Origin of the sequence: Paraburkholderia ferrariae NBRC 106233 (assembly GCF_000685035.1) — a bacterium.
GTDB classification, from domain to species: Bacteria; Pseudomonadota; Gammaproteobacteria; order Burkholderiales; family Burkholderiaceae; genus Paraburkholderia; species Paraburkholderia ferrariae.
Map to the genome: position 1 here is coordinate 49,214 of NZ_BAYB01000038.1, position 17,500 is coordinate 66,713.

At 64.1% G+C, this 17,500-nt stretch carries 13 protein-coding genes; 4 read left to right on the plus strand and 9 right to left on the minus strand.

What is annotated here, in order from left to right; translation table 11 throughout:
* Positions 1-13: 13 nt before the first annotated feature.
* The 6 genes from fmdA to urtA all read right to left on the minus strand — a co-directional run bounded on the left by fmdA (position 14) and on the right by urtA (position 6,286).
* The gene (fmdA, locus tag BFE01S_RS31320; RefSeq protein ID WP_028228904.1) at positions 14-1,252 is read right to left on the minus strand and encodes a formamidase; all 1,239 of its coding nucleotides are present in this window, start codon (positions 1,250-1,252) and stop codon (positions 14-16) included.
* Positions 1,253-1,331: 79 nt separating this feature from the next.
* Positions 1,332-2,021 (minus strand): urea ABC transporter ATP-binding subunit UrtE, encoded by a 690-nt coding sequence (gene urtE / locus BFE01S_RS31325; RefSeq protein ID WP_028228905.1) that lies wholly within the window; start codon positions 2,019-2,021, stop codon positions 1,332-1,334.
* Between the two features lie 22 nt (positions 2,022-2,043).
* Positions 2,044-2,787: an urea ABC transporter ATP-binding protein UrtD gene (urtD, locus tag BFE01S_RS31330; protein WP_028228906.1), complete on the minus strand. Its 744-nt coding sequence runs from the start codon at positions 2,785-2,787 to the stop codon at positions 2,044-2,046.
* A 3-nt stretch (positions 2,788-2,790) separates the two neighbouring features.
* Positions 2,791-3,960, minus strand: coding sequence for an urea ABC transporter permease subunit UrtC (gene urtC, locus BFE01S_RS31335; protein WP_028228907.1), 1,170 nt, complete (start codon positions 3,958-3,960; stop codon positions 2,791-2,793).
* A 78-nt stretch (positions 3,961-4,038) separates the two neighbouring features.
* Positions 4,039-4,956, minus strand: coding sequence for an urea ABC transporter permease subunit UrtB (urtB, locus tag BFE01S_RS31340; protein WP_028228908.1), 918 nt, complete (start codon positions 4,954-4,956; stop codon positions 4,039-4,041).
* A gap of 55 nt (positions 4,957-5,011) precedes the next feature.
* The gene (urtA, locus tag BFE01S_RS31345) at positions 5,012-6,286 is read right to left on the minus strand and encodes an urea ABC transporter substrate-binding protein (protein WP_028228909.1); all 1,275 of its coding nucleotides are present in this window, start codon (positions 6,284-6,286) and stop codon (positions 5,012-5,014) included.
* 197 nt (positions 6,287-6,483) lie between these two features.
* On the opposite strand from urtA, the gene BFE01S_RS31350 reads away from it, so the two are divergent.
* Together BFE01S_RS31350 and BFE01S_RS31355 are read left to right on the plus strand one after the other, a co-directional pair.
* Positions 6,484-9,927, plus strand: coding sequence for a hybrid sensor histidine kinase/response regulator (locus BFE01S_RS31350; protein WP_028228910.1), 3,444 nt, complete (start codon positions 6,484-6,486; stop codon positions 9,925-9,927).
* Entirely contained in the window at positions 9,890-10,900 is a 1,011-nt protein-coding gene (locus BFE01S_RS31355; RefSeq protein ID WP_028228911.1) for a response regulator, read from the plus strand. Before BFE01S_RS31350 ends, BFE01S_RS31355 begins: the two co-directional genes overlap by 38 nt.
* Before the next feature lie 115 nt (positions 10,901-11,015).
* Here the strand turns inward: BFE01S_RS31355 and BFE01S_RS40905 are convergent, their stop codons facing one another.
* On the minus strand, positions 11,016-11,360 hold the full coding sequence (locus BFE01S_RS40905; protein ID WP_052421037.1) for a hypothetical protein: 345 nt from the start codon (positions 11,358-11,360) through the stop codon (positions 11,016-11,018).
* 342 nt (positions 11,361-11,702) lie between these two features.
* On the opposite strand from BFE01S_RS40905, the gene BFE01S_RS31365 reads away from it, so the two are divergent.
* Complete coding sequence (locus BFE01S_RS31365) at positions 11,703-12,416, plus strand: response regulator (protein ID WP_028228912.1); 714 nt, start codon at positions 11,703-11,705, stop codon at positions 12,414-12,416.
* 118 nt (positions 12,417-12,534) lie between these two features.
* Here BFE01S_RS31365 and BFE01S_RS31370 read toward each other — a convergent pair whose 3' ends face one another.
* Entirely contained in the window at positions 12,535-14,547 is a 2,013-nt protein-coding gene (locus BFE01S_RS31370) for an ATP-binding response regulator (protein ID WP_028228913.1), read from the minus strand.
* 272 nt (positions 14,548-14,819) lie between these two features.
* On the opposite strand from BFE01S_RS31370, the gene BFE01S_RS31375 reads away from it, so the two are divergent.
* The gene (locus BFE01S_RS31375) at positions 14,820-15,845 is read left to right on the plus strand and encodes a D-alanine--D-alanine ligase family protein (protein ID WP_028228914.1); all 1,026 of its coding nucleotides are present in this window, start codon (positions 14,820-14,822) and stop codon (positions 15,843-15,845) included.
* Between the two features lie 174 nt (positions 15,846-16,019).
* Here the strand turns inward: BFE01S_RS31375 and BFE01S_RS31380 are convergent, their stop codons facing one another.
* Entirely contained in the window at positions 16,020-17,294 is a 1,275-nt protein-coding gene (locus BFE01S_RS31380; protein WP_407668257.1) for an Nramp family divalent metal transporter, read from the minus strand.
* Positions 17,295-17,500: the final 206 nt, after the last annotated feature.

A 17,500-nucleotide genomic window follows, 5' to 3' on the forward strand; every position in this document is an offset into this window, starting at 1 on the left:
TGTTTACATTCCTTCAAGCCTTCGCAAGATCGGGCGAACAAGGCAAATCCACTCCACCCTGAATGTACCGAACGGGCCCTTCGGCATTCGGCCGAATGTCAAAGTCGAAAATCTGCGTAGGCAGCCACAAGGTCGCGCAGGCATTCGGAATGTCCACCACACCGCTGATATGCCCCTGTACCGGCGCACAGCCGAGCAGCGAATACGCCTGCGCCCCCGAATAACCAAACTTCTTCAGATATTCGATGGCGTTCAAACAAGCTTGCCGATACGCAACCGTCACGTCGAGATAGTGCTGCCCGCCCTGCTCGTCAACAGAAATGCCTTCAAAAATGAGGTAATCGTTGTAGGTGGGCGTAATGGGACTCGGCTGGAACACGGGATTGCGAATGCCGTATTTCGCCATGCCGCCCTTGATGATATTCACCCGCATATGCACCCAACCAGCCATCTCGATCGCGCCGCAGAACGTGATCTCGCCGTCCCCCTGGCTAAAGTGCAGGTCGCCCACCGAGAGTCCCGCGCCGTCCACATACACCGGGAAAAACACCTTCGATCCGCGCGACAGATCCTTGATGTCGCAATTGCCGCCGTGCTCGCGCGGGGGCACCGTGCGTGCGCCCTGCGCTGCGGCCTTGTCGCGCGCCTCGCCCGCCAGCTTGCCCATATGCGCCGTGGCCGCGAACGGCGCATTGGCGAGCGGCGGCACGCGTTCAGGGGCTGTCGCGATCAGGCCGGTCTCGCGCGCGTTCCACGTTTCGAGCAGCTTCGGATCGGGCAGGCAGCCGATCAGGCCGGGGTGAATCAAGCCCGCGAAATTCACCCCGGGAATATGGCGCGAACTCGTATACACGCCGTGAAAGTCCCAAATCGACTTTTGCGCGTCGGGAAAATGGTCGGTGAGAAAGCCGCCGCCGTTCGTCTTCGAAAAGAAGCCGTTGAAGCCCCACTGGCTATCGGCCTTCGCCCCTATGTCGAGCAGGTCCACCACGAGCAGGTCGCCGGGCTCCGCGCCGTGCACGCCCACGGGGCCGGACAGGAAGTGCACGATCGACAGGTCGATGTCGCGCACGTCGTCGGCGCTGTCGTCGTTCTTGATGAAGCCGCCGGTCCAGTCGTAGGTTTCGAGAATGAAGTCGTCGCCGGGCTTGACCCAGCAGGCCATGGGAATGTCGGGGTGCCAGCGGTTGTGCACCTGCTCGTTTTCGTAGGCCGACTGGTTCAGATCGACCTTGATGAGAGTTTCGGGCATTGCGTTCGCTCCTGGGTTCGAAGGTTGGCGGGTTCGCGGGTCGGGATACATGGTGCGGCAGGAAAACACCGCACCGCAGTCATACGGAGAGGTATTCGCGGATGCGGTCGGTATCGCCCGCGTCGCGCGTACTTTGATGCACGAAGCGGCCGCCCTCGATCACGAAGAGCCGGTCCGCCACGTCGAGCGCGAAGCTCAACACCTGCTCGGACACCACGATGGCGATGTTGCGGGTCGCGCGAATCTGGTTCAGCGCTTTCGCGATGTCCTTGATGACCGAAGGCTGGATGCCTTCGGTGGGTTCGTCGAGCAGCAGCACCTTCGGGTCCGTAGCGAGCGCGCGTGCAATGGCAAGCTGCTGCTGCTGACCGCCGGAGAGATTGCCGCCCTTGCGCCGGCGCATCTCGAACAGCACGGGAAAGAGCGCGTAAAGATCGTCGGGCACACGCTGGGTCTGGGCATTCTCAAGGCCCGTCTGAATGTTCTCTTCGACGGTGAGCGAGGCGAAAATCTGCCGCCCTTGCGGCACATAGCCAATGCCCTTCGCCACGCGCCGATAGCTTTCGTCCTTCGAAACATCGGCGCCACCCACCCGCACCGTGCCGCGATTGGCCGGCAGCATGCCGATCAGCGCCTTGAAGAGCGTGGTCTTGCCCATGCCGTTGCGGCCCATCACCGCCACGCTTTCGCCGTTCGCCACCGAAAAACCGACGCCGTGCAGCACTTCGCTCTGGCCGTAGCTCACGACAAGATCGTCCACTTCAAGCATGATGTGTTCTCCGTTCTGGCGTTCAGTGGCCGAGATAAACGTCGATCACGCGCGGATCGGCCTGCACCTGCGCCATCGGCCCTTCCGCGAGGATCTTGCCCTGATGCATTACCGTCACCTTGTGCGCGATGCGTTCGACGAATGCCATGTCGTGCTCGATCACGATCATCGAGCGATTGCGGCAAATGCGGTCCAGCAGTTCGGCGGTCAGTTCGCGCTCGCGCACGCTCATGCCTGCAATCGGCTCGTCGAGCATCAATAGTTCGGGGTCCTGCATCAGCAGCATGCCGATCTCGAGCCACTGCTTCTGGCCGTGCGAGAGCAACCCGGCTTCGAGATCGAGCGAGGCCACCAGACCGATCTCTTCGGCCACGTCGCGCACTCGCCCGGCCACCTCGTCGTCTTCGCGATAGGCCAGCGCGCCGAACACGCTGCGCCCGCGCGGGAACGACACTTCGAGGTTCTGTGCAACGCTCAGGTTCTCGTAGATCGAAGGCGTCTGGAACTTGCGGCCAATGCCCTTGCGCACGCGGCGAAACTCCGCGAGATTCGTGATTTCCTCGTTCCGAAACTTGATGCTGCCAGCCGTTTCCTTCGTCTTGCCGCAGATGAGATCGAGCAACGTGGTCTTGCCCGCGCCGTTCGGCCCGATCACCACGCGCAACTCGCCGCGTTCGAGATAGAGATTCAGCGAATCGATTGCCTTGAAGCCGTCGAACGACACGGTCAGGTCTTCGATCGCGAGCAGAAAGTCGGTATTGCTCATGCCTCACGCCCCCTTGTTCGCCGCACCGAGCAGCCGCCGCACGCGCGGCCGGACATGCTCCTCATAGAGGCCCGCGAGCCCGTTCGGAAACACCATCACCACGCCAATGAACATCGCCGCCATCAGGTAGAGCCAGAGGTTGGGAAAGCTCTCCGAAAACCAGCTTTTGCCGAGATTGACGAGAATTGCGCCGTACACCGCCCCCACCAGCGACATGCGCCCGCCAATCGCCGCGTAGATCACCATTTCGATGGACGGCACGATGCCGACGAACGAAGGCGACATGAAGCCCACCTGGAGGGTGAACATCGCGCCGCCCACTGCCGCGAGGAGTGCCGCGAGACAGAAGGCAAACACCTTGAACATGGCGACGTCGTAGCCGGAGAAGCGCACGCGGTCCTCCTTGTCGCGCATGGCGAGCAGCAGCGTGCCGAGCTTGCTGCGCTGGACCCAGCGGCACGCGAGCAGCGCGCCGATCAAAAGCACCGCATTGACGAAATAGAGCACCAGTTTGGCGTGGTCCGTGCGGATGTCCCAGCCGAGCAGCGTGCGCAGGTCGGTGATGCCGTTCACCCCGCCCGTATAGCCTTGCTGGCCGATGATGAGCACCGAAAGAATCAGCGCGACGGCCTGCGTGATGATCGCGAAGTACACGCCGCCCACCCGGCGCTTGAACATCGCATAACCAATCACGAAAGCGAGCGCCGTGGGCACCACGAGCACGGCCAGGATCGAGAACGGCAGCGAGTGAAACGGCCGCCACCATGCGGGCAGCGCAGTGAGCTGGTTCCAGTCCATGAAGTCAGGAATGCCTGGCGTGGTCTGCGTGTGCGTGGCGGCCGGATTGGACGCTTCGAGCTTGAGGAACATCGCCATTGCGTAGCCGCCGAGCCCGAAAAACACGCCCTGCCCGAGACTGAGCACGCCGCCGTAGCCCCACGCGATCACGAGCCCGACCGCCACGAACGCATACGTGAGGTACTTGCCCATCAGGTTCAGGCGAAACGTGTCGAGCGCAAGCGGAAACACAACCACGATCAGCACCGCGAGCAGCGCAATGCCCGCATAGCCCGACGCATCGAGCCGCACCGCGAGCGCACGCCAGCCGCCCGGCGCCGGGCCGCGCGCGGCGCGCGGGGAAACGCCGCCCGCCGCTGGTTGGATGGGTTCCATGTCCACCTCTCCGTACGAATGAAACTGTGAATGACCCGGCGCGCCGGGGTGTTGCCGGGGTGTTGCCAAACCGGGCGATCAGACGCGCCGGACCTTCGACGCGAAGAGCCCCTGCGGACGCAGCATCAGGATCACGACGACGGTGAGCAGCGTGAGCACCCGCGCAATCGAGCCCGAGAGGAAGAACTCGCTGATCGACTGCATCTGCGCAATGCCGAACGCCGAGGCCACCGTGCCCAGCAGGCTCGCCGCGCCGCCGAACGTGACAACGAGAAACGAATCGACGATATAGAGCGAGCCGCTCGTCGGTCCGGTCGAGCCGATTGCGGTGAAAGCCGCGCCCGCCACGCCCGCAATGCCGCAGCCGATGGCGAAGGTCATGCGGTCGGTGCGCCGCGTGTTGATGCCGGCCGCGTTCGCCATGGGGCGGTTGGCGACCGTTGCGCGCACCCGCAGCCCCCAACGCGACCGGTAGAGCGCGAGCAGCAGCCCACCCGTCATCAACAGCGCGAGCCCCATCACGAACATGCCGCTCACGGGAATGTCCAGGCCCTGCGCGGGCTCCCACGACCCCGTCAGCCAGTCGGGCAGCGCGGGGCTCACCTCCTTCGGCCCGAAGATCGAGCGGAACACCTGCTGCATGCCGAGGCTCAAGCCCCAGGTGGCGAGCAGCGTATCGAGCGGACGCCGGTACAAATGGCGGATCAGCGCCCATTCGGCGAGCCATCCTGCGGCAAATGCAATCCCGAACGCGGCGAAGATCGCGAAGAAGAAGTACACGGGCGTGAATGCGTGCCAGACGTTCTGCGCGAACCACGAGAACATGTAGACGGTATAGGCGCCTATCGTCATGAACTCGCCGTGCGCCATGTTGATCACGCCCATCTGGCCGAAGATCACGGCAAGCCCGAGCCCCATCAAAAGCAGAACGCTGAAGAGGCTCAGGCCCGCGAAGCCCTGCATCAGCGTGATATTGAAAATGTCGGTGGCAGACATCGAACGCTCCTCGCGCGGCGCCGCCATACGTCGCCGCGCCGCTGCGGTTGACGGATTACATGTAGCCCTTCGGGAACGGATTCGGCTGGATCGGCTGGGCCGACTGGGCGACCACCTTGAACTGCCCGTCCGCCAGGCCTTCGCCGATCAGCGAACGGCTCCACAGGTGGTGGTTCGCATCGACTTTCGCGTACCCTTGCGGCGCGTTGGCCACTTCGATGCCCGCGGAGGACGCCACGACCTTGTCGACGTCGAAGCTCCCCGCGCGCTCGCACGCGGCCTTCCAGATCCACGGGCCCAGATAGGCCGCCTGCGTGACGTCGCCAATCACGGCCTTCTGGCCGTAGCGCGCCTTGAATGCCGCGACGAACTTCTTGTTGTTCTCGTTATCGAGCGACTGAAAGTACTTCATGGAAGAGTAGAAGCCCGCGAAGTTCTCGCCGCCGATGCCCAGCACTTCGTCCTCGGTCACCGAAAGCGTGAGCAGGAACTGCTTCTGCGGCGTAATGCCGGCTGCCTTGAGCTGCTTGTAGAACGCCACGTTCGAACCGCCCACCACGGTGGCGAAAATGCAGTCGGGGCGCGCGAGCTTGATCTTGTTCATCAGCGAGGCGAACTCGGTCGTGCCGAGCGGGTAATACTCTTCGCCGACGACCTTCGCGTTCAGGTGCTGCTCGATATGGCGGCGCGCAATCTTGTTCGAGGTGCGCGGCCAGATGTAATCCGAGCCGATCAGGAAGAAGGTCTTGGCCTTCTTCGTATTCGAGGCCCAGTCGAGCGCCCAGAGAATCTGCTGGGTGGCTTCCTGGCCGGTGTAGAACACGTTCTTCGACTGCTCGAGACCTTCGTAGAAGGTCGGGTAATAGAGCAGGCCGTTGTCCTTCTCGAACACCGGCAGCACCGCCTTGCGCGAGGCCGAGGTCCAGCAGCCGAACACCGCGGCGACGTGATCGTTCTCCAGCAGCTTCTTCGACTTCTCGGCGAAGGTGGGCCAGTCGGAGGCGCCATCTTCCTGGATGATCTGGATCTTGCGCCCGAGCACGCCGCCCATGGCGTTGATCTGCTCGATGGCGAGGCGCTCGGCCTGAATCGAGCCGGTTTCGGAGATCGCCATCGTGCCCGTGGCCGAGTGCAGCTGCCCCACCGTCACCGTCGTATCCGTGACCGCAAGGCCCGTGGTGTTGACCTTCGCGGTGGGCGGCACCTGCGCAAACGCGGTGCGCGGCAGGCCCAGGGCCATCAGCGGCGCGGCGGCAAGGCCGCCGATCAGGCGCCGGCGCAGCGGCGAGGGCATGCGGGCATCGTCATCGATTCGATCGTCTGCGGACATCACGTTCTCCTTATCGGGTGCCCTGCACACTGCGATGCGGTGCGGGGACGGGTCTGGGTTGAACGCAATGTAGAAAGCCAATTTGGCGATCGAAATACGTCGATTGACGTATTCCGCGCAATCGCGCTGGAATGTAACTTGCTGCGGACCTCGATCCCGTCGTTTCTGCACCAACCCGGATCATCTTCATGTCCCAGATGCACCAGTCGCACCCGTCGGCAGGCGCGCCCAGCACGCAGCGTATCGTCAAGATCCGGCGCGACTACAACGCCTGGGTGGGCGACGAAACCCTCGAGGATTACGCGCTGCGCTTCACGCCGCGCTCGTTTCGCCGCTGGTCGGAGTGGCGCGTCGCCAATACCGCAATCGGCGCGGTGTCGTTTCTGGTGCTCGAAGCGATCGGCGGCAGTCTCGTCATCAACTACGGGTTCACGAACGCCATCTGGGCAATCGCGGCCGTTTCCGCACTCATCTGGCTCACGAGCCTGCCCATCAGCTATTACGCCGCGCGTTACGGCGTGGACATGGACCTGCTCACGCGCGGCGCGGGCTTCGGCTATATCGGCTCGACCGTCACGTCGCTGCTCTACGCGGTCTTCACGTTTATTTTCTTTGCGCTCGAAGCGGCCATCATGGCGCTCGCACTGCAACTCTATTTCCACATCTCGCTGGCGATCGCCTATGTGGTGAGTTCGCTCGTCGTCATTCCGATCGTGATGTTCGGCATCACGCTCATCAACCGCCTGCAAAGCTGGACGCAGCCGCTCTGGCTCGTGCTGTTCGTGCTGCCCTATGCAGCGGTGCTGTGGCGACACCCGGGCCTGCTGCCGGAGTGGACGACGTTCGCCGGCTTCGCTCCGCAAGGCCGTGCATTCAGCCTGATCGCGTTCGGCCAGGCCTCGACGGTCGTGTTCGCGCTGATCGTGCAGGTGGGCGAGCAGGTGGACTATCTGCGCTTCCTGCCGCCGCTCACCGCCAAAAATCGTACGCGCTGGTGGCTCGCGCTGCTGGCCGCGGGACCGGGCTGGATCGTGCCGGGCGCGCTCAAGATGCTGGGCGGCGCGTTCCTCGCTTTCGTCGCGATCCAGCACGAGGTCGATGCGAACTACGCCGCGCAACCCACGCAGATGTATCTCGTCGCCTATCACCTGCTGCTCGATCCGTTCGGCCTTGCGAGCTGGGCGCTGCCCGCCATGACGCTCTTCGTCATCGTCTCGCAGTTGAAGATCAATGTGACCAACGCCTATGCGGGTTCGCTCGCATGGTCGAACTTCTTCGCGCGCCTCACGCACAGCCATCCGGGCCGCGTGGTGTGGCTCGTGTTCAACGTGATGATTGCGTTGCTGCTCGTGGAAATGGGCGTGTTCGACGCCATCGGCAAGGTGCTGTCGCTCTACGCGAACATCGCCATCGCCTGGGTGGGCGCGCTGTTCGCCGACCTCGTCATCAACAAGCCGCTCGGTTACAGCCCCCGGCACATCGAATTCAAGCGCGCACATCTCTACGACGTGAATCCCGTGGGCGTGGGCGCCATGCTGATCGCGGCGACGGTCGCCATGCTCGCGCATAGCGGCCTCTTCGGCGCTCTGACCCAGGCGATGTCGTCTTTCATCGCGTTCGGCGTTGCCTTCGTGTGCGCACCCGTACTCGCCATCCTCACGCGCGGACGCTACTACCTTGCACGCGCCGCACAGCCCACGGGACTCGCCGCCTCGCTGCGCTGCGCGATCTGCGAAAACGCGTTCGAACCGGACGACACCGCGTACTGCCCCGCCTACGGCGGCACCATCTGCTCCCTGTGCTGCTCGCTCGACTCGCGCTGCCACGACCGCTGCAAGCCTCACGCGCGCTTCGCCTCGCAAGCCGATCGCGCGTTGCACCGCGTGCTGCCGCGGGTGCGGCTCGGCCCGGCCGCGCTGCGGCTCATCCACTACGGGAGCCTCGTGCTGGCCATGCTCGCGGTACTCGCGAGCGTGCTCTATTTGATCTGGTCGCAGAGCGTCATGTCGCTCGCCATCACCGAATCGCCGCTCGGGTATGCGATCGCCAGCAGCTTCACGAAGATCTTTTTCGCGCTTTCGCTCGTGGGCTGCATTGCGGCGTGGTGGTTCGTGCTGGAGCGCGAGAACCGGCGCGTCACGCAGGAAGAGTCGCAGCGGCAGAACGAACTGCTGATGCTCGAAATCGACGCGCACCAGAAAACGGATGCGGCGCTCAAGCGCGCGACCGCCGCCGCCGAATCGGCCAACCAGGCGAAGAGCCGCTATGTTTCCGGCCTGAGCCACGAGTTGCGCACACCGCTCAACAGCATCCTCGGTTACGCGCAATTGCTGCTCCAGGCGAAAGAGGAGTTGACGCCCACGCGCTACAACGCCGTGCGCACGATTCATCGCAGCGGCGAGCATCTCCTTGCACTCGTCGATGGCCTGCTCGACGTCGCCCGCATCGAGGCCGGCAAGCTGCAACTGAACATCGCCAGGGTGCCGCTCGCCGATTTCGTTGCGCACGTCACCTCCATGCTGCGGCCGCAGGCGCTCGAAAAAGCGCTTGCGTTCGACGTGCAGACCGTGGGCCGCCTGCCGGCCACCGTGCGCACCGACCAGAAATGCATGGGCCAGATCCTGACCAACCTGATCGGCAACGCCATCCGCTTCACGTCGGCGGGCACGGTCACGCTGCGCGTGAGCCACGTGCTGGACACGCTCAAGTTCGAGGTGGTCGATACCGGCCCCGGCATCCCGCCGGCAGAAATGGAGCGCCTCTTTCTGCCATTCGAGCGCGGCGAAGCGGCCCATGCGCACGACCACGGCGCGGGCCTCGGCCTCACGATCTGCCGCCTGCTGACACAGGCGCTGGGGGGCAGTCTCGAAGTGGACAGCGAGGTGGGCCGGGGCACGCGTTTCGTGGTGCGCCTGTTCGCACCCGCCGTCGATAGCGCCACCGAAGCACCCACCGAACTCGGGGCCATTCGCGGCTATACGGGCACGCGCCGCGCGATCCTCGTGGTGGACGATCTCGCGGATCAGCGCGGGATCGTCGTGCAACTGCTCACCCCGCTGGGCTTCGAGGTCGCCGAAGCGCCCAGCGGCCCCGACGCGCTGCGCTGGCTCGCCACGCACCGGGCGGACGCGATCATCATGGACATTTCGATGCCGCTCATGGACGGCTACGAAACGAGCCGGCTGATCTCCGAGAACCAGCTCTCGAACGCGCCCATCGTGCTGCTCTCCGCCAATGCATTCGCCGACGACCGCGAGCGCGCGAGCGCTACCGGCTGCGCCGGCTATCTCGTGAAACCGCTCCAGGTGCATCTGCTGCTCGACAAGCTCGCGCAACTGCTCGAGTTCGAGTGGATCGCCTCGGAGACAACCGAAGCCCCTCCCATGCATGCCCCCGCGGCGGGCGCGGCGGCCCCGGCGAGCCACGCGGCCGCGATGTTGCCGCCAGCGCTGGTCGAACACCTGCGTGCGCACCTCGAAGTCGGCTACGTGCAAGGCGTGGTCGAACAACTCGACGCGGCACGCACAACCTGGCCCGCCCTGCAGGAACAGATCGACGTCCTGCGCACATTGGCGGAACGCTTTCAGCTAAGGGAACTGGAGCATGAACTTGCCCGACTCATGCGCGGCGCCGACGCGTAGCGCCCGCGCCGCCGACCACGCCGGCGAACCGCCCGCGTGGCTGCGCAACCGGCCCGTCGTGCTGATCGTCGACGACACGCCCGACAATCTCGCGTTTCTCTCCGACACGCTGCAGGCGCACGGCTACGCGGTGCTCGTCGCACTCTCCGGCGAAGACGCGCTCAAGCGGCTTGCGCGCGTGACACCCGACGTCGTGCTGCTCGACGCGATGATGCCCGGCATGGACGGCTTCGAAACCTGCCGGCGCATGAAGCAGGACGGACAGCACGAGCATCTGCCGGTGATCTTCATGACCGCGTTGACGGAGACCGAGCACGTAGTGCGCGGCTTTCGCGTGGGCGGTATCGACTACGTGACGAAGCCCGTGCGGCCCGAAGAGTTGTGCGCGCGGATCGGGGCGCACGTGCAGCGCTCGCGCACCCACCTCTATGCGCAAACGGCGCTGTCGCTCGATGCGCGCGCGGCGCTGATCGTGGATGCCGATGCAACGATCCGCTGGCAAAGCCCGCAGGCCGCGCATCAAATCGCGGCCTATGGCGCCGATGGAACCGGCGCGACCCAGGGGGAAGCCAGTGCGCAACCGACGCTGCCGCCGCCGCTACGAACCTGGTTTCTGGACTGGATCGCGCGTGGGGCTCAGGCGGACGCCATTCACGAGTTCACGTCGGGCCACGTGCGACGCTCCGCGAGCGTCACGGCAGCGCCGGAATCGGGAGAATGGATCGTTATCCTGAAGGAAAGCGACGACACCGTTCATCGCAACGCGCTCGCGACGCGCTTCGCGTTGACGGCACGCGAAGCCGAGGTGCTGCTCTGGGTTTCGCGGGGCAAGACCAACCGCGACATCGGCGACATACTCGGCATGGCCGCGCGCACGGTCAACAAGCATCTGGAGCATCTGTTCCGCAAGCTTCATGTGGAAACGCGCGCCGCTGCCGCCGCGGTTGCGCTCAAAACGTTGGAGCGCGCCTGACGTCGGCACGATCCCGTTTCGGCGCGGGCACCGAGGTGCCCTTCAGGCGAACTCGGGAAGGCCATCGTCATAGGCGTAGCGCCGAGCCCAAGGGGGGCGAGCGCGCCAACCAGCGCTACCCGGCAGCCGCACACCCATCCAGCAGACACTGCAGCCGGCGCGCCTGGAAGTCCAGGATGCCTGGCGTAGAAAGGAGTTCGAGCACGCGTCCGCACCAATAGCGCGAGCCGAAAATCGCCATCGCCTTGTCGGCGCTCATGGCGATTTCGAGGTGGGCGATTGCGGTGTCGAGATTGTGGACCGTGTAGGCGCTGAGCGGTCGCCGTTCGGTCTCTGTCTTTGCCGCAATCGCCTTCTCTCGCCCCGGCCGCTTGCCCGACAACGGGCTTTCATGCCGCTGCGCAATAGAGGTCTCCTCGCGCAGTTCATCAAGGACGTACTGGAGGGCTTTGTCTCGCATCGCACGATCTCCTTGTCAGCCATGCGGCTCAACTGGCCCATGTGCTGATCGATCACCCTTTCGCATCGGGTGCTTTCCGGCTGTCATGACTGCTGGCGGTCCTGCCGGACTGGTCGTTATTGACCGGGGTTGCATCCAGACACACGGGGAGCGGCGCGGTGGCGGGTCGGTCACGTGCGGCTGGCTGGCAACGACTCCATCGTGCGCGATCGGCGGTTCGGGCAAAACCGGCCATGCGGGGGGAAGAACGCCCCCAGAAGGCGGTCCGGACGAGTCCCCCGCTTTGGGGGGATCGCATCCCGAACGAATGCGGGTAGCATGGTGGGGACTGGAGAGGCGCCGATGGACAACCTGTATTTCCGCCACGTACTGCTTGTCGAAGATGAAGGCTTGACGCGCAGCGCGATGAAGAGCCTGATCCTCACGTCAGAGCCGACGCTCGACATCGACGAAGCCGGCTCGTACGCGGCCGCAGTGGAGCGGCTGCAGAAGAAGGCTTACGATCTGATTTTTCTCGACTACCAGATCGGCGACAATCACACCGGGCTCGACCTGCTGCGCTGGCTGCAGGAAAACGAGTGTGCGGCGCATGTGGTGATGCTGTCCGCGCAGGACGACCGCGAGACCGTGCTGGACTGCATCAAGCATGGTGCCGGCGGCTTCATCTCGAAGGCGAGCGAAGAAGGCGGTGCGGTTTTCCGGGAAGCCCTGCAGACCATCCTGAATGGACGCGTCTACCTGCCCAACAGCGTGCTGGGCAAAGGCGGCCACACCCCGCAGTCGCCGGGCCTGAACAAGGGCATTTCGATCGATTCGCTGAACCTGCCGCCGCGCCTCGCGCAAACCTTGGGGTTTCTTCTGCAGGGCATGTCGAACAAGGCCATCGCGCGAAAGATGAATATCTCGGAGAACACCGCGAAGGAATACATCAGCGATCTGCTGAGCCGCTTCAACGTATCGCGGCGCACGTTTCTGATCGTGGAAATGGCGCGCCGCGGCGTTGAAATTCCCACCGTGGCGCACACAGCCTCGCCCTGGGGAAACACGGATCAATGAGCCGATCGCCGTTGGTTGAGTGTGTCAGGATTGCGCGATTGAGCGCCTGGGATCCTGGTCCCACGGGTGCTTGCGAAACACCGATTCCATCAACGCCGTGGCAAGGTTGCGGCAGTTCCTAGCCTGCTTTTGCGGAGACCTCCGTCAATTCGAGCATGCGCGCAATCAGCACGTCGGTGGACAGCGGCTTGCTGAGCACGCAGCGCTCCGGCAGCACGCCCTGCGCGCCGGCCGCCGCTTCGCCCGTCACCACGAGGCACGGCACGGGCCGCGAAAAATGCCCGGCGAGCAGGCGCACGACGTCGTGCGCGGTCGACATCTCGGGCAACCGGTAGTCGCTGATGACGAGATCGGGCACGCGCTCGATCGCTTGCAGCAGATCGTGGAGCTCCGCCACGGATCGAACCGAATCGAACAGGACGCCCCATCGCGCAAACAACGCTTCCATCGAGGCGCGCACCAGGCTGTCGTCCTCCACCAGCAACACGTAAAGACCACGCAGCGACGCAGGCGACGGCGACGCCGCCGCATCGGCTAGCGACAGCGCGGCATCCCGGTGCGCAAAGGGATCGGCCGCCGGCAAGCGCACCGAGAAGCGCGACCCGTGGCCCTCGATCGACTTGAGTTCGAGACGGTGCCCTTCGAGCAACGACACCACCGCATTCACAATCGACAAACCGAGTCCGAGCCCTTTCTCGCGGTCGCGCTCCGGGTTGCCGATCTGCACGAACGGCTGGAAGATCGCGTCCCAATGTTCCGATGCGATGCCTATCCCGTTGTCGATCACGTCGATCCGCACATAATTCGGCATGCGAACCAATCCCACGAGCACGACGGACCGCCCCGCTTTCGCCGGGTCCGCATATTTGATCCCATTGGAGACGAGGTTGCTCAACACGCGCGGAATCCAGTCGGCGTCGGTGCGCACCCAGGCGGGTCCTTGCTGCGTCCTTCCATAGCGCAACGCCACGCCGCGACTCGCAGCAAACGGTGCAAGCTGCGCGACGGTTTCCTCGGACACGCGGCTCAGATCGACGCTCGTGTAGTTCGGCTTGACGTGCCCCGATTCGAGCTTCGACAGATCGAGCACGCCGTTGAAGAGGCGCGCAGTCAGCACCGACGCCTTGCGCGCCTCGCCAATCAGCTTGCCCGATGCTTCCACATCGCCCGCGCCCAACGCTTCGTCGGCCGCGGCCAGAAAAAGATTGAGCGCGTGCATGGGCTGCCGCAGGTCGTGCGCCGCGGCCGCCAGAAAACGCGATTTTGCGCGGCTTGCCCGCTCTGCGGCTTCGCGTTGCTGTTCGCGCAAGGCGATCAGGGCTTCCGATTGGGTCTGCTGGTCGCGCCGTGCCTGTTCGAGGTCACGATGCTTTTGCGCGAGTTCGGCATTGACCCCTTGCAGCGCGTCGTTGCCGTGAGCGAGCGCCTGGATCGCGATATAGCGGTCCCGCACATGCCGCTCGGCATTCACGTTGACGCTATGACCCAGCACCGCGACATTCAGGAGGTAGAACATGCCGGCCGCGAAATTGTCCGGCTCGACTGCCCGAGTGATCAACTGCGCCAGCACGATTGCGGCAATCACACACAGGGTCAGCATCAACGTGGCCTTGGCCCGCAAGCGGAGAAAGCCGAACTGATAGAAAAGAATTAAATAAAAGCCGACAAAAAAATGCGTGAAATTGAATGGCCTCGGCGCAAGAACCGTTTGCATCAGCAGGCACAGACACATGAATGCCAGGCCCAGCAGCAGGATCCAGTGCGCCACGTCATCCCGATGAAATGCCAGTCTGAAGGCCAGCACGATGCCAACGGTCGCACCCAGCGCACCGGCGCACCGGAACGCGAAAACCTCCGGGAAATACGGCGCGAACACCGGACTGGTCTGCGCAAGACGGATTTCCCAAAAGCCGAAACACACCCAGATCAGCGTGCCTAGCACGAGTGCCGCGCGGCGAAAGTCGGCAAAACGGCGGCCATAATCCTCCGTAAATGCCTGTTCGACCGTGGGATCTTCGAATTGCGCCGGCCAGCACAGAATATCGACCAGCCACGCGCGAATCGCCCCTGGCGCCGACGCGCGTTTAAGCCATTTCGATTCCACCGCAGGCTGAATCCTGAATATGCTCATTGCATTTCGCCGTAGGTTCGCAGACCTTGCCAAACAGGAAGCACGTCTCGCGCTCGGGCACGCCAGTTCATTCTAGTCGGTCGCTATCCGGCCCACCTGCAAAGTGACGCATACGCGGCGTATCGGCTGGCGCACGCGCCATTCGACGCGCGCTCGTAGACCGATGACAACGGCTACGCTTATCCTTGCGCTTTAAAGCCGCGGCCTGGGCCGTGCCTTACCCTCATCACACGGCCCCTCCAATGGGCAAACTTCTGGAGCGAAGTGCACACATGCAAGACGCGAAACTCAAAGTGGCGGTCCTTTTCGGCGGAACGAGCGAGGAACGGGAAGTGTCGATCGCAAGCGGGGCGCAGGTCATCAAGGCGCTTCGCAGTCTTGGCCACGAAGTACTTGCCGTCGAGACCTCTCGCGGCCTGCTGTCCGCCGACGAGGAAAGCCGTCTGTTGAGCCATCGCGTCGACGAAGCGCCGCCCACTTCGGATGCTCTGGCCGTGCTTCGCTCGGGCGAAGCCAGCCTGATCCACGCCGCACCCCTCGCCGACGTCGATGTGATCTTTCTTGCGCTTCATGGCGGAACCGGCGAAGACGGCACCGTGCAGGCCATGCTCAACATGGCGGGCCTGGCCTACACCGGAAGCGGGCACCTGGCGAGCGCGGTGGCCATGGACAAGGACTTGTCGAAGCGCTTGTTTGTTGCAGCGGGCGTTGCGACGCCGCGCTGGTTGATGGCGCCGTATCGCCCCGATGAAGTCGCGCGGGAACTCGGCTACCCGCTCGTCGTCAAGCCCAACCGGCAAGGCTCCACGGTCGGCCTCAGCGTGGTGGGAAGCCCCGATGCGCTGGAGCCCGCTGTCCGGCACGCTGCCCGCTTCGACAAGGAAGTCATGCTGGAGCAGTTTGTCGCCGGGAGGGAACTGACCGTGGGTGTACTGGGAGACGAGGCATTGACCGTTGGCGAAATCCTGATCGATCCCGAGGCGGTTTTCGACTACGCGGACAAGTACCAGCCCGGCGCCGTTCGCGAGGTTTTTCCGGCCGACCTGCCTCACGCGATTGCACAAGCTGCGCAGGAGGCCGCGCTACGCGCGCATCGCGCCCTGAAACTCGAGGGATACAGCCGGGCGGATTTCCGCCTGGATCGCGAGGGGCGGCTGTGGTGCCTCGAGGTGAACTCCTTGCCCGGCATGACGGCGACGAGCCTGCTGCCGCAATCGGCCGCCGCCAGCGGCATTGCCTTCCCCGCGTTGTGCGAGCAGATTTGCCGCGCGGGCATCGAGCGGTTTCGTAACAAGTAGCTGGAATCCGGCCCGCGGTCATGCGGGCTTCTATTCCAAACCCGCGCTCCCCCTCCTGGCGTGGCAACCCGGTGCAGCGCTTCACGCCTTGCGTCGGGCGGCAGCCCGCTCGACAAGATGCCGGGTGGTTTCATGAGGAACCCGTCTTTTTCATTCGCGCGGCCCGACGGCGTCTCACATCCCCGGTATCGCGACCCCAAAAGTCTGCAGCAGCAACACGGCATTGAGCGCAAGCGTCACCACGGTTCCGATCCACGCGGCGGCGACCACCCCGCGGCGATTGGCGAACTGTCCCATCACATCGCGGCGCGAGGTCAGCACGATCAGGGCGATCATCGGCACAGGCAACGCAAAACTCAGGACAACCTGGCTATAAACGAGCGCATCGGTCGCATTCAGACCCAGCGCGACAACGACGAACGACGGCACCATCGTCACCAGCCTGCGCATCCACACCGGAATGCGATAGCCCGTAAAGCCCTGCATGATCATCTGCCCCGCCATCGTGCCGACCACGGAGCTCGATATGCCCGACGCCAGCAGCGAGACGAGAAAAATACCGGCCGCGGCGGCGCCCAGCAGCGGCGTGAGGCTGTGATAGGCCGTTTCGATTTCCGCCACGTCGGGGTGGCCGGCATGGAACGCGCCCGACGCCATGATCACCATGGCGATATTCACGAGCCCCGCCACGGTGAGGGCAATCAGCACCTCCACATTCGAGAACCGCACGAGCTTGCTGCGTTCCGCGTCGTTCCTGACGCGTGCGCGGCGTTGCGTCAACCCCGAATGCAGATAGATGGCATGCGGCATGACCGTCGCGCCCAGAATGCCGACCGCAACGGAAAGCGCACCGGGGCCTTGCAGGCGAGGGACAAACGTTCCGGCCGCGGCGGCACGCCAGTCAACGTGAGCAATCAGCACCTCGATGACGTACGACAACGCCACGGCCGCGACGAGGCCGCCGATAATCAGCTCAAGCGGGCGAAAGCCCTGCTTCTCGCCCGTGAGAATGGCGTAGGTCACGAGGCCGGTGACCACCATGCCTGCGAGCAGCGGAATATGAAAGAGCAGCGACAAACCGATTGCGCCGCCAAGAAACTCGGCAAGGTCGGTGGCCATGGCCGCAATCTCGCTGATGCCCCACATCCCGTACACCACCGGTGCCGGAAAATGCTCGCGGCTCAATTCCGCAAGATTGCGCCCGGTGACGATACCGAGCTTGGCCGACAACGCCTGAAAGAGCATGGCGATGAGATTCGCGGCAAGGACGACCCACAGCAGCGAGTAGCCGTACTTCGCGCCCGCCTGGATGTTGGTGGCGAAGTTGCCCGGATCCATATAGGCGATCGAGGCCACCACGGCCGGGCCGGCGAACAGCAGTTTCGAAGTCCAGCGCTTGTCGCGCCCTGCGAGCACGGCCGCCATGCCTCGCGAGGTGCGTGCTGTCATACCTGCCTGTGCTTGCGCTGTGCTCATTTTGGTCCTCGAATCCAATCCGCGTTCCCGTGCACCCTGCCTTGCAGGCGCACGGGAACGTTCCTATGCCATGGCTCGATCTTGAAGGCAGCGGCCCGAAAAGAACAATTGAACGTTCCAATGACGGCAATAAGGTCTTGTCGCACGGGCGTCTTGCGCCGGTTCCGCGATGCGTTGGA

Excerpts from the sequence above, each read along its gene's own strand:
- fmdA (WP_028228904.1), bottom strand. The coding sequence starts at position 1,252 with ATGCCCGAAACTCTCATCAAGGTCGATCTGAACCAGTCGGCCTACGAA.
- urtE (WP_028228905.1), bottom strand. The coding sequence starts at position 2,021 with ATGCTTGAAGTGGACGATCTTGTCGTGAGCTACGGCCAGAGCGAAGTG.
- urtD (WP_028228906.1), bottom strand. The coding sequence starts at position 2,787 with ATGAGCAATACCGACTTTCTGCTCGCGATCGAAGACCTGACCGTGTCG.
- urtC (WP_028228907.1), bottom strand. The coding sequence starts at position 3,960 with ATGGAACCCATCCAACCAGCGGCGGGCGGCGTTTCCCCGCGCGCCGCG.
- urtB (WP_028228908.1), bottom strand. The coding sequence starts at position 4,956 with ATGTCTGCCACCGACATTTTCAATATCACGCTGATGCAGGGCTTCGCG.
- urtA (WP_028228909.1), bottom strand. The coding sequence starts at position 6,286 with ATGTCCGCAGACGATCGAATCGATGACGATGCCCGCATGCCCTCGCCG.
- BFE01S_RS31350 (WP_028228910.1), top strand. The coding sequence starts at position 6,484 with ATGCACCAGTCGCACCCGTCGGCAGGCGCGCCCAGCACGCAGCGTATC.
- BFE01S_RS31355 (WP_028228911.1), top strand. The coding sequence starts at position 9,890 with ATGAACTTGCCCGACTCATGCGCGGCGCCGACGCGTAGCGCCCGCGCC.
- BFE01S_RS40905 (WP_052421037.1), bottom strand. The coding sequence starts at position 11,360 with ATGCGAGACAAAGCCCTCCAGTACGTCCTTGATGAACTGCGCGAGGAG.
- BFE01S_RS31365 (WP_028228912.1), top strand. The coding sequence starts at position 11,703 with ATGGACAACCTGTATTTCCGCCACGTACTGCTTGTCGAAGATGAAGGC.
- BFE01S_RS31370 (WP_028228913.1), bottom strand. The coding sequence starts at position 14,547 with ATGAGCATATTCAGGATTCAGCCTGCGGTGGAATCGAAATGGCTTAAA.
- BFE01S_RS31375 (WP_028228914.1), top strand. The coding sequence starts at position 14,820 with ATGCAAGACGCGAAACTCAAAGTGGCGGTCCTTTTCGGCGGAACGAGC.
- BFE01S_RS31380 (WP_407668257.1), bottom strand. The coding sequence starts at position 17,294 with ATGACAGCACGCACCTCGCGAGGCATGGCGGCCGTGCTCGCAGGGCGC.